The organism is Exiguobacterium sp. Leaf187 (assembly GCF_001423925.1).
Taxonomy (GTDB): domain Bacteria; phylum Bacillota; class Bacilli; order Exiguobacteriales; family Exiguobacteriaceae; genus Exiguobacterium_A; species Exiguobacterium_A indicum.
The window spans coordinates 126,094-138,249 of record NZ_LMPR01000009.1 but is presented as its reverse complement, the minus strand read 5'-3'; the positions used below and the strand labels follow the sequence as shown (position 1 = coordinate 138,249).

General features: G+C 48.8%; 12 protein-coding genes. 6 read left to right on the top strand and 6 right to left on the bottom strand.

The window, feature by feature from the left end:
* Nucleotides 1-7 precede the first annotated feature (7 nt).
* Nucleotides 8-829 (bottom strand): LysR family transcriptional regulator, encoded by an 822-nt coding sequence (locus tag ASF99_RS04620; RefSeq protein WP_055967190.1) that lies wholly within the window; start codon nt 827-829, stop codon nt 8-10.
* Between the two features lie 107 nt (nt 830-936).
* Between ASF99_RS04620 and ASF99_RS04615 the strand changes: the two genes are divergently transcribed.
* The gene (locus tag ASF99_RS04615) at nt 937-2,175 is read left to right on the top strand and encodes a purine/pyrimidine permease (RefSeq protein ID WP_055967187.1); all 1,239 of its coding nucleotides are present in this window, start codon (nt 937-939) and stop codon (nt 2,173-2,175) included.
* Nucleotides 2,176-2,339: 164 nt separating this feature from the next.
* On the opposite strand, the gene ASF99_RS04610 is transcribed toward ASF99_RS04615, so the two are convergent.
* The 3 genes from ASF99_RS04610 to ASF99_RS04600 all read right to left on the bottom strand — a co-directional run bounded on the left by ASF99_RS04610 (nt 2,340) and on the right by ASF99_RS04600 (nt 5,716).
* Entirely contained in the window at nt 2,340-3,428 is a 1,089-nt protein-coding gene (locus tag ASF99_RS04610) for an MBL fold metallo-hydrolase (RefSeq protein WP_035398100.1), read from the bottom strand.
* A gap of 120 nt (nt 3,429-3,548) precedes the next feature.
* Entirely contained in the window at nt 3,549-4,010 is a 462-nt protein-coding gene (locus ASF99_RS04605) for a general stress protein (protein ID WP_035398102.1), read from the bottom strand.
* Between the two features lie 125 nt (nt 4,011-4,135).
* Nucleotides 4,136-5,716 carry a peptide chain release factor 3 gene (locus ASF99_RS04600; protein WP_035398104.1) on the bottom strand — a complete coding sequence of 527 codons (1,581 nt, stop codon included), beginning with the start codon at nt 5,714-5,716 and terminating at the stop codon, nt 4,136-4,138.
* A gap of 402 nt (nt 5,717-6,118) precedes the next feature.
* On the opposite strand from ASF99_RS04600, the gene ASF99_RS04595 reads away from it, so the two are divergent.
* On the top strand, nt 6,119-7,363 hold the full coding sequence (locus ASF99_RS04595; RefSeq protein WP_023467788.1) for an MDR family MFS transporter: 1,245 nt from the start codon (nt 6,119-6,121) through the stop codon (nt 7,361-7,363).
* Nucleotides 7,364-7,419: 56 nt separating this feature from the next.
* Here the strand turns inward: ASF99_RS04595 and ASF99_RS04590 are convergent, their stop codons facing one another.
* Nucleotides 7,420-8,217, bottom strand: a complete 798-nt coding sequence (locus tag ASF99_RS04590; protein WP_023467787.1) for a hypothetical protein — start codon at nt 8,215-8,217, stop codon at nt 7,420-7,422.
* 140 nt (nt 8,218-8,357) lie between these two features.
* Here ASF99_RS04590 and ASF99_RS04585 point away from each other — a divergent pair, with 140 nt between their 5' ends.
* The 3 genes from ASF99_RS04585 to ASF99_RS04575 all read left to right on the top strand — a co-directional run bounded on the left by ASF99_RS04585 (nt 8,358) and on the right by ASF99_RS04575 (nt 11,235).
* Nucleotides 8,358-8,798 (top strand): RrF2 family transcriptional regulator, encoded by a 441-nt coding sequence (locus ASF99_RS04585; RefSeq protein WP_023467786.1) that lies wholly within the window; start codon nt 8,358-8,360, stop codon nt 8,796-8,798.
* 92 nt (nt 8,799-8,890) lie between these two features.
* Nucleotides 8,891-9,904: a hypothetical protein gene (locus ASF99_RS04580; RefSeq protein ID WP_023467785.1), complete on the top strand. Its 1,014-nt coding sequence runs from the start codon at nt 8,891-8,893 to the stop codon at nt 9,902-9,904.
* 26 nt (nt 9,905-9,930) lie between these two features.
* Nucleotides 9,931-11,235: an LD-carboxypeptidase gene (locus ASF99_RS04575; RefSeq protein ID WP_055967183.1), complete on the top strand. Its 1,305-nt coding sequence runs from the start codon at nt 9,931-9,933 to the stop codon at nt 11,233-11,235.
* 43 nt (nt 11,236-11,278) lie between these two features.
* On the opposite strand, the gene ASF99_RS04570 is transcribed toward ASF99_RS04575, so the two are convergent.
* Nucleotides 11,279-11,602: a hypothetical protein gene (locus ASF99_RS04570; protein ID WP_023467783.1), complete on the bottom strand. Its 324-nt coding sequence runs from the start codon at nt 11,600-11,602 to the stop codon at nt 11,279-11,281.
* Nucleotides 11,603-11,693: 91 nt separating this feature from the next.
* Here ASF99_RS04570 and ASF99_RS04565 point away from each other — a divergent pair, with 91 nt between their 5' ends.
* Nucleotides 11,694-12,119, top strand: a complete 426-nt coding sequence (locus ASF99_RS04565; RefSeq protein WP_023467782.1) for a DUF2621 family protein — start codon at nt 11,694-11,696, stop codon at nt 12,117-12,119.
* Nucleotides 12,120-12,156 lie beyond the last annotated feature (37 nt).

The following is a 12,156-nucleotide window of genomic DNA, read 5'->3' as shown; positions in this document are numbered from 1 at the left end:
CATTTAATTATTCTGCTGTTTCTTTCATGATTTCAATGAATTGTTTTGTCAGTGTCGTCGGTCCCGTCTCCGTCAACCAGACGAAGGCTGTCGTACTCGCGGCACCGGATAGGTATGTCTGGTGCAGTCCTGTCATATCCAGTTCCCGCAACGTACTCTCCGGCAAAACGGTCACCGCCTGTCCACTGCGGACGAGTCCGATCAGCGTCAAAACATCGGAACACGTCTCTTGCGATACGACGCCGAGCCGTTGACTTAACGTCTGAAAGACACCGAGTCCTTCCTGACTCGGAATGATGAGATCCGCAGTCGGATGATCGGGGTGCCAGACTTGATGAAACGGTTCTTCTTCAATCCATTCAATCGAAATCCCTTGCGCATCAATCGGCAGACGGACGAACGCTGCGTCAAGCGACCGCTCTTTCAACCGTTCGATGAGCGCACTCGATTCTCCTTGGTGGACTTGTAAGATAATGCCAGGATGTCGTCGTTTCATCTGTTCAATCCATTCAACGAGCCGACTGGCTGATAAAGTGTTCACACCAATGCGCAAGATTCCCGTTCGTCCGGCTTCGATGTCGCTCACTTCCATCCGTGTCTCCTGCTCGAACTGTAGCAAAGAGACTGCTCGTTCATATAAGCGGTTGCCGCTCGAGGTAATCCGAATCCCGCGCCCTGCCCGCTCAATCAGACGAACACCTAGCTCTTCTTCCATTCGCCGAATTTGCTGCGTCAAGGCAGGTTGTGCCATCCGTAAGCGCTCCGCTGCTCGTGTGACGGATTGTTCCTCGACGACCGCACAAAAATAGCGGTACTGGCGTAAATCCATATTCATCATCTCTTTCATATGTTTTCATGTATAAAGATATATGAATCATAACATCAATCATATGCTATGATGCAGGAATATCTGAAGTTTAAGAAAGGAGCTTTTTCATGAAACAAACGACTTCTACCTTCCAGTGGATCGTCTTTTTACTCGCGAACACGATTGCTTTACCAATCGTCGTCGCCAGTCTGTTCGACCTCTCATCAGTTGAGACTGCTGCCCTTGTCCAACGGTCGTTCTTTGTAGGCGGGATTGCCTGTTTCCTACACGGAGCCTTCGGCCACCGGCTTCCGATCGTATCGGGACCTGCCGGATCATGGGTCAGCATCTTCGTCGTCATCGCTGCACTACCGGTCGATTCAAAAACGGCCTTTACAATCGCGATGGCAGCCGTCGTCATTGCCGGCGTCGTCCTCATCATTCTCGGTTTGACAGGATGGACGAAATACTTATTACCCGTCTTTACACCGCTCGTCAGCGGAACGTTTTTGCTCTTATTATGTATTCAATTGACAGGTGTTATGCTCGGTGCCGTTCTCGCCGTCGAGGCAACACGCTTCACCGGAATCGTCACGTTCTTGCTCGTGCTCGGACTCAGCCAATTTGGACCGAGTCGCTTACGTCCGTTTGCCTTGATGATCGGAATCATCGTCGGTTGGCTCGTCAGCCGTCCGTCGCTTCCTGCATCATCTAGTTTGTTCGCACCACCGCAAGCGCTACCGTTCGGATGGCCACAGTTTGACGGCAGTGCATTCCTTGTCGCGATTCCGTTCGCGATCTTGCTCGTCATCAATTTAATTGCCGCTTTAAGCGCCGTCGAAGCGACGCTTCAAAAACAAGGACGTCTGCACCAAGGATTATCCATCGAAGGTGTCATTCATTTACTCGCTGCTACATTCTCGACGCTTGTCCCGGTGCCATTGCCCATCACGAGCGGATTCATCGCGCAAACGGGAAGCCGGAAACGTCGCCCGTTCTTGATTGCCTCGCTCGTCATCGCACTGATCGGTTTCTTCCCAAGCTTGATCGGGATCATCGCGACATTACCGCGTAGCGTTGCGAGTGCCGCGTTGCTTGCGACATTGCCGCACATGTTCCTGATTGCCTGGCAGTCTGCGGAAAGTAACATGGAGAACAGTCGCCGCCGCCATGCGTTTGCGATCAGTGCCGTCATCGGCATCAGTATCTTGTTGCAATCGACCGTCATCGCGGAAGTCCTGCCTTTGACGCTTCGTCCGTTCCTCAGTAACGGATTACTCGTCGGAACGATGCTTGTGCTCGGTTTCGAAATCATCGAAAAAGTTCGTTCTCGTCGCGTAAAGCAAGCGGATCAATTGGCGAGCTAAATGGTATTGTACGATCGGACGATGACATCATCCTCGCTTTTCTATAAGAGTCGAGGATGAACATTTCGTCTGTTTATTCACCTAAAAAAGTAGCCTTTTCGATGTGATTCGAAAAGGCTACTTTTTTCTCATTTCATTCAATTAAAATCAAAAAGTTATTTTACTCAACGCACTTCCCGCCACCATTTTCGTGTCGTGCTCTCGGGTGTCACACTCTCCCCGATCATTGGTGTCAGAACCGGAATCTCATCGCGTTTCGCTTCCTTGAGCAACCGTTCGACCGGCTCGAACCACGCATGGAACGCGAGGATGAAGGCAGACCAGTGAATCGGCATCAGGACACGACCTTTTACATCTCGATGAGCTTGAACTGTTTGTTCCGGTAACATATGCGAATTGGACCACCGGACATCGTACTGTCCACATTCCATCATCGTCAGGTCAAACGGACCATATTGTTCGCCGATTGCTTTGAAGTGTGGACCATATCCACTATCGCCACTAAAGAAGACCTTTTGCGAGCCTTCGATGACCCATGACGCCCATAGCGTTGAAAATTGATCAAGACCATTTCGCCCTGAATAATGGCGCGACGGAGCCGCTGTCAGTTTGATGCCACCGACTTGTGTCGATTCATGCCAGTCGAGTTCCGTGATTCGCTCAGCCGAGACGCCCCATCCACGGAGACGACTCCCGACACCGAGCGGCACGATGAAGCGACCGACTCGATTTTTCAAGGCGAGGACGGATGGATAATCCAGATGATCATAATGATCATGCGAATAGACAACGACATCAATCAACGGTAGACGTTCGAGATCAACCGTCTGCGTCGTTTGAAAACGTCCTCCCCCCAGTTTCGGGAACGGTGATGGTGCGCGCCCGAGCATCGGGTCAAAGAAAATCGTTTGCCCATCGAGTTCGAGTAAAAATGCCGAATGTCCGAACCATGTGACACGTGGTGTTTCACTATCGTCTTGACGTCGCTGATACGGAAGCGTCGGTAACGCTTTGACAGGACGCAGATTCGGAATGTTTCTTCCGTAATCCTTTAAGATACTTTTCATCGAGTCCCATTCCATCTTCAACTGGAAATCCATCTCATTTTTGAACTTCCCGTCGACAAAACGATCTGATCGTTCGAAACTCAGCCGCTCTGCACGGCTTGGTCGTTTCCCGAAAACTGGGTACCGGTTAATGAACCAAGCACTGGCAAGACCAATTCCTGCTAAAGCTGTCACTATTTTTTTCATGTCTTATCACCTCTTCGATGCTCTCAGTATAGCACCTCGATTCCTCACACATCTCGCCCTACGCCTCCAGATATGAAAAAAAGTGAAGTCCACCGCAAGCGGCGCCTTCACTTCTAGGTATTAGTCGAGATCGTCCGCTTTCCACTTCGCCCGGTCGCTCTTCTCACCGTCCCCGCGGTGATTGGATTCATAGGCATTGTTCCCCGGATTTTCGACCTTGTTATCATCGTGTCGATGGTCATGATCATGGTCATGGTGATGATGGTGCTCATGGTCGTGGTCATGATCGTGATCTCGATCCTTGACGAACAATGCAAGACCGCCACGCTCGACTTCTGCGTAATGCCGTTCTGCCTCATCGTCCGAATGTCCGACACGTTTTAATGTCTCGCGGAGCGGTGGTTCTTTAGAAAATTTTGATTTGACCTGATCAATCCAACTTGCACCCGATGCTTCGTCTGCCGCGTCATCTCGACCGACGACAGAAAAATCCGAATCATGATGCCCCTGTTGTTTCAATTCCTCGATTTTTCGTTCCAGACTCGATTGATCCTGATAGATTCCAACAAACCGTTTCGCCATCACATGACACCTTCCTTTTTCATATGAATTCAAACTCGCTCTGTTTTTACCCTTGTTCGCTTGCCATCAAACGAGATTTCAGGAACGAAAAAACGGACTACTTCGAAAAGTAGTCCGTCAAAAACTTAGAGTTGTTGCGGTGAATCGACCAATGTGATCGTTCCTTCGTTCTTCTGAACGAATCGCTCGTAGACGAAATCATTCGCAAATAATAGAACAGCATTTTCCCAACGGTCGTAGACGAGAACCGTCCGTGAATCCGTCAATTGTTTGACGGCAGTGACTTCAGCTGGCTTGATCCATTTCGCGACTTGGAAGTTCGCAGCATCCTTCAAGATGTCAACGCCATACTCGCCTTTGAGCCGGTGCTCGAAGACTTCGAATTGGAGTTGTCCGATTGCTCCGAGGATGATTTCGTTGTATTCCGTCTTGTAGACCTGGATCGCACCTTCTTGCGCGAGCTGTTCGACACCTTTTTGGAACTGTTTCGACTTCAAGGCGTTTTTCGTGTAGACCTTCAAGAAGAGTTCTGGTGCGAACGTTGGTAGTGCCTCATATTGCAATGATGGATCACCGTTCGTGATTGTATCACCGATTTGATAGTTGCCTGAATCGTACAACCCGATGACGTCTCCTGCGAACGCTTCATTGACCGTTTCCCGCTCATCCGCCATGAATTGTGTCGATTGAGATAACTTCATCTTCTTGCCTGTCCGTGTCAGGACGACGTCCATTCCACGATCAAATTTACCCGTACAAATACGGACGAACGCAATCCGGTCACGGTGGTTCGGGTTCATGTTCGCTTGAATCTTGAAGACGAAACCGCTGAAGAAGTCTTGTGCCGGCTCGACTTTCCCTTTGTTCGACTCGCGTGGTGTCGGTGAAGGAGACAAGTTCAAGTAATGTTCAAGAAGTGGTGTGACACCAAAATCGACGAGTGCTGATCCGAAGAAGACTGGAGTCAGTTCACCTTTTGCGATCAATTCTTCATCATATTCGTTACCTGCGCCGTCGAGTAAGTCGACTTCATCCATCAACGTCTCATACATTTCCGAGTTGATCGTCGTCGCGAGTTCTTCGTTCGCGAGACCTTCCTCACCGAGTTCGATCGACTTACGATCGTTCTTGAAACAATGGAATTGTCCTTTGACACGGTCATAGACCCCTTCGAACTGTTGACCTGAACCAGCTGGCCACGTCACAGCAACAGACGGAATACCGAGGACTTCTTCGAGTTCTTCCATCAATTCGAGTGGGTCACGCGCTTGACGGTCCATCTTATTGATGAACGTAAAGATTGGAATCCCGCGCATCCGACAAACTTGGAAGAGTTTCTTCGTTTGCGACTCGATCCCTTTCGCTGCATCGATGACCATGATTGCTGAGTCAACAGCTGTCAGGATCCGATACGTATCTTCACCGAAGTCCGAGTGACCTGGTGTATCCATGATTGAGACGATCTTTTTATCGTATTCGAATTGCATGACCGAAGACGTAACAGAGATTCCGCGTTGTTTTTCGATTTCCATCCAGTCGGATTTCGCAAATTTCGAGTTTTTCCGTGCCTTGACAGAACCTGCCTCACGGATTGCCCCTCCGTGCAGGAGGAATTTTTCAGTTAATGTCGTCTTACCCGCATCCGGGTGGGAGATAATGCCGAAAATCCGACGCTTTTCGACTTCCGTTTGTAGAATGTTTGTCATGTATGGTAGTTCCTTTCACCGATATATTCAAAAGTCCGATCAATCTTTTTCGCAACTAGTCTATCATACCGAATTTTCAAGGTCTCGTCCATTTCACTTCATTGACTCAATTTTCAGATTTAAAGTTGACAATTCATCACGATCTTCTTTACGATGACTAGGAAGTTTACTATTACAGAAGGAGGAGACGTACAATGGTATTCCATCAAGCCCGGACATCTGTCCACACTGTCTTTGTATCGGCTACAACTGTACGTCACCCAATCGTTTAATTTTTAATTAAGCAGGGTGTGCGTATGCGTATACGTACATGCTGCCCTCTTATATTAGGACGGGTATGCCCATATTTGTGCGTATCCGTCTTTTCTATTGTCTAAAAACGGAATATAAGGGGTTTTCACTATGTTTAACGCACTCAAACAGCTTGATCGCAACATCTGGATCCGGTTCGTCGGGGAAACGATCACGGGGATCATGATGTTCATGATTGCACCATTTTTAGTTCTTTATTATGCGGATCGACTCGATTCCTACTTCTTGGTCGGTGTCATCATGGCGACCGGACCGATCATGTCGCTCGTCGGTGCCGTCCTCGGTGGTCACTTCGCCGATAAATTCGGTCGAAAACCACTGATGGTCCTCTCGATCATCGGTGACGTCATCGCACTAATCGGTTTTTCGTTCGCTGATTCATTCGGACCACTTCTCGCTTTGAACGCGCTGCTCGGTTTATCGAGTTCACTGTTCCATCCGGCGGCAAGCGCGATGGTCGCTGACGTCACACCACCAGAACGCCTGAACGAATCGTTCGGCCTGCTGCGGATGGGACATAACGTCGGGGCCGCATTCGGTCCACTTCTCGGAAGTGCGGTCCTATTCGTCGACCGTTCACTCATCTTCTACTCTGCCGCTTTCGTCTTTTTCCTGTACGGACTCGTTCTCTACTTCTTCATCGAAGAGACGAAACCGGAGTATATCGAAAAGACGGACGAAGTCAAAGTATCACCGCTCACTGTATTGCGGAAGGATCATGTCTTTTTAATCTTCATCGGGGCGGGTGTCTTCATCTCGATGGGATTTGCCCTCGTCGAGAGTATGTTACCGGTCTTCTTGAAGGAAGCACTGCCGGGACTACCGACGAAACAAAATCCGTTTCCTTACTTGATGGCACTGAACGGAATCATGGTCGTCTTGTTCCAGTTCCCGATCGCTGCTCGCTTGTCCGGCAAGGCATTCGGAAAAGTCATGTTGCTCGGCGCCTCGATTTTCGGGATCGGCATGATTTTTCTCGCATTCGTGCCGTCTTACCTGTTCTCACTCGGAACGAGTTATGTCGTGCTCGTGACGGTATTGCTTGCGATTTATGCGTTCTATACGCTCGGTGAGATGATCATGTCTCCTGTGCAGATGACGTTCATCGCTTTGATCGCACCAGAACATCTCCGCGGAACGTACAACGGTGCTGCGAGTCTCCAGTGGTTGATTGGCGGCGTCACCGCACCGCTTCTCGGATCGTTATTCCTTGATACCGGAAAAGGTGACTTTGCGCTCGGATTCGTCGGACTGCTATGTTGTGTCTCAGGTGGGGTCTATCTCGCACTCGACCGGTCGATTCAACGTGCGAAACGCTTAACGAAATCAGCTTAAAAAAGCGATGTGTCATGCTCCGACTTTTGTCAGAGCGTTACACATCGCTTTTCTCGTTAAGAGGGTAATTGATTTGCCGCTACGAACGGACCGAACAGGACCGGTAGCGGATCAAGTCGTTGCTGGATTTCTTCAATGAAATTCGTCGATCCACTGACGAAGACAATCGGATCATTCGCCGTGATCATCGTCAAGAATTCGTGCATCTGTTGTTCCCATCCTTCTTGACGAATGTGATGAACGACCATCCCTTTCGTCGTCAAGGATACGACATTCGCTAACATTCGTTCTGCCAGTTCCTCAGCTGAGACATGTAACAATGTCGTTTTTCGACCACTCAAGAGCGCGTGCCTGGCTTCATCGATGACGGCTCCGAGATGATGTTCTTCTGCGATCAACAAAATATCTTGTTGACGCCAATTTTCAGCATGACGGTATTTACAAAAATGGCGGCACGTATCGACGAGTTGATGGTGAACAATTGCCCATGCTTGAAGTAAAGGTGCATCTTCTTTAAGGTCATATTCGATTTGAATAGCTTGAAGAATTTCACGACTGATGATGTCCGGGTACGTCAGCAGAAACGATTTCGTCTGATCGATTTCATTCAGCAAAATCAATTTAAACAGTTCACTCGATTCGTGCTGGTTGGTAATCTGGTTCAGTAATTGACTCAGGCGTAAAATCCGTAATGCGCGAGTTCCGTCCTGAGCTCCTGCTTCTCGAAGCGCGCGCAATTCTTCTTCGTACGTCGCCTCGAGCGAGTCATAGAAGCGCGTCGCGATCCGCAATCCCTTTTGCTCCATCGATGGACCGAGCTGTTGCAAAAGGTGTAATGCCTGATCGAAATGCATAATTTAACCTACCTTTCACCGTCCATTATGCGTGAATCCACTCTCAAAAACAATCTCTAAAATGCATCTTATTTTTTGCACATTGAAAGTTGTAAATGCTTGCGTCCCCCCCTAGTATGTGTGTTAAGTAGGTGATGAAAATGCGCATGACACGTTATACGGATTACGCGATTCGGTCCCTGCTGTTCGCAGCAGCTCATCCCGATCGTTTAGTCCGAATCCAGGAAGTAGCGGATTGTTACGACATTTCTAAGAATCATTTGATGAAAGTAGTCTATCGTTTAGGACAGAGTGGTCTGATTGAATCTGTCCGTGGTCGTGGAGGTGGTTTTCGATTAGCGAGCCCTCCGGATGCAATTCATATCGGTGACGTCGTACAACTGTTTGAACCAACCGTTCATTTTCTCGATCCGCAAGAAGGCATTCACGAGATTCCTTCGCTCAATCCAGCACGTGATGCTTTCGATGATGCCATTGCGGCGTTCCATCAAGTACTCAATGGTTACACAGTACATGATTTGCTACATCCGACAGCTGAAACTCATCCACAAATACTTGAAATGATTCCGAACCGCGATTGAGCGGGTTCGGAATCTTTTTTTATTCCGTCCTCGCTCAATTGCGATTTCTCAAAACGCTCGTGGTATACTTATATAAGAAAGGAGGGGTACAGATGAACCCTCAAGAAGAACTCCATCTCTTATATCTTCGTTTAAAGGAAGAAGAACCCTCCGTTGCACGCGGTGAGGCCTTATGGGCCATCTTTGAGGAAACAGCTGATGATTCACTCCGCTTCCTCTCCTTATGGACATTTTCACAAAATCAATTTGATTTAGGACACTTCCGATCGTTTCTTGTGTCCTTCACGCTCTTGATGGAATGGATCCGAAAAGATGAGATGACACTGACTCCAAAACAAGAACTTGATTTGTACTGGAACTACAAGTCCTACTTGATCTATATGGCAGAACAAGAAGACGTGACGGTCTCGCTTCTCGAAGAAGATCTCGATCGCTTCATCGATTTCTGTGACGCGCATGGCTTTATTCGGACGCGCGACTATATCAGCTTCATGGTCTATAGCAAACTCGGTGACGAGGAACAAGCCGATCATTATCTATCGGAATGGGTTGACGCGCCAAGTGACGAACTTAGTGATTGCCCATCCTGCGAAGCATTTAGCCGGATGACGTATGCGATCGAACGTGGCTTCGAAGATCGTGCCTTGTTACTTTATGCAGCACTTCGGCATGAACGGGGTTGTTCACGGATGCCGGATCAGGCACATCCATACATCCTACCGTTGTTCCTTAGTCGCAAAAAAGAACGCTTCGATTGGAGTGAACGCTTGATCGAAGAAGTTAAACGTGGCGAAACCTTGTTCACAGGTGGCGACGAGCCGTACCACCTATATGCGAAGATGTATTACGATACGAACTATACCTGGTCGATGGAAGAGAAAAAACAATTGATTCCATTCTTGACTGATCGTGGGTATCTTCAGTTCTTACTCGCTCACTATGCGTTCGCCCATCGTCAATCTCTTGGTGAGGAAGCGTCGTATCTCGCAGCGCTTCGGACGAATCTCTATGAGATCGCACAATCTCTCGATCGCCGGATCGAAGGTGTCTTCTACTTGAACCTCGTCGAACGTGAACTGAAACGGATCACTCAGTTCGTTGCCTGAATCTAATTCGTAAAGGAAGTGTCTTCATGTTAGATCATGTCCAGCTCGCTATGCCGAAAAACGAAGAAGATCGCGCCCGTGAATTTTATGCCGGGCTTTTACATATGAAGGAAGTCGAAAAACCGACTGGTGTTCAAGCCAGTGGTGGTGTCTGGTTCGAAGAACATGGTGCAGCACTTCATCTCGGCATCGAGGATCCCTTCTCCCCTGCTAAAAAAGCGCATCCTGGATTAACCGTCGCTGCGTTCGAAGCCTTGAGCGATTCTCTTCAAGCTGCCGGTTATCCGGTTGAGCATGACACACGCCTTGCGCCACGTCGTCGTTTCTTCACAACCGATCCATTCGGTAACCGTTTAGAGATCATCGCTGCCCACCTGCCGACGTTAACGCCAAAGAAGTTGACGGATGGTTCTCATGTCCGCTTAATCGCACCCGCTTCTAGCCTCTCAACGGTCGAGATGAAGATCATCGATGGTGCGATCCAAACGCTCGAATCGCTCGGATTACGTGTCTCGATCAGTCAACATGCGCGTGCCGTCAATCCGTTCGGTTCCAGTGATCCTGAGTTACGCGTCGCAGACCTCCATGCCGCGTTCGCTGATCCGAACGTTGATGCGATCCTGTGCGTTCGCGGTGGGTTCAGCACGAATGAACTTGTCGACTTACTCGACTACGAATTGATTCGGACACATCCGAAAATCCTGTGTGGCTTCTCCGATATCACAGCACTCAGTCACGCCATTCTAACGAACACTGGATTAATCACTTACTCCGGACCGATGTTACGGGCTTTCCGTGATCGCGATGCTTATACGATCGATTACTTCAAGCAAGTGTTGTTCGGAACAGAACCCGTTACGATCAAGCCTTCAGTCCATTGGCGTGATACCGATCGTGGACATATCATTACGTTACCAAACAAAGGACCGATTCTTTTATCCAATGGGCAAGCAAGCGGTCGACTGCTCGGTGGGAATCTTTGTACATTAAATCTCCTGCAAGGCACACCGCACTTCCCTGATTTACGGGATACGATTTTATTCCTTGAAGATGATTACGAAGTCCATCCAGCGACGTTCGCCCGTGATTTCGCCTCTTTGATGGCACAACCAGGTGCGGAAACGATTCGTGGGATCGTCTTTGGACGCTTCCAACTCACAACGAAGATGACGGAAGAGCATCTGCGATATCTGATCTCACTCTATCCATTCCTAGAGCACGTACCGGTTCTTGCGAATGTCGACTTCGGACATACGAGTCCTTTGTTCACGTTCCCGATTGGTGGTCAGGTGGAACTGCATGACGAGGTCATCCGACTTCATATTTCTTGAATATCAAAAGAAGGAGACGCGGCAATCCGCATCTCCTTCTTTTTTAATAGTCGAGCAATCTCGAAGCGTCGATTTGACGTTTCGACCCATCCGCGAACATCTCAAGTGTCGCAAAAATCTGGTCATTTGCCCATTCATAGTGAAGTAACGTGAAGTCTTCGAGTGTCGAAACCGTCTTGAACGTTTTCCCGACCGTAAACGCACGCTTCCGGCTCGCATCTTCTGCCGGAACGGTGACGAAGATCACCGTGATCTCTTCACCCTTCGTATCATAATAGAATTCAACGATCCGACCGTCCGCTGTTTCAGGTAAAACACCTTTACGGGGCTGTCCGGTCTCGTCCAATTGTACGTATGGTTGCAGCATTCTTTCGCCTCACTTTCTCCGTCATTCATCATAGCACGTCCACCTGATTTATGCTAATCTATATTTGATGTGAAAGGGGGATGAGTCGCGCATGGAATGGTTCATGAACGGGATTCTGCTCTGGGGCTTTATCATGATCACACTCATGGCAATTGGCGGGTTTTTCATGTTCCGGAAGTTCCTCAAGAAGTTACCGAAAGAAGACGGTAAATCGATGATGGACTGGGAAGATGAGTACATCGACCAAACACGACATCTTTGGACGGATGAGACGATGGAATTGTTGAACGCTCTCGTCATGCCGGTTCCATCGGCATTTCGTGATGTCGCACGCCGCAAGATTGCCGGGCGGATCGGACAGTTCGCACTTGAAGAACGGGCGACAGAGATGACATCCGAACTGGTCGTCAAAGGATATATTTCTGCGACACCGAAACGCGATCATAAATTCTTGAAAAAAGCACTAACGGAGCACGCCATCGACTGGCGAGACTACGCATTATACTTCCAAAATTGAAGGATGCACGAAAAACCGCCGAAGTCGCCTTCAGCGG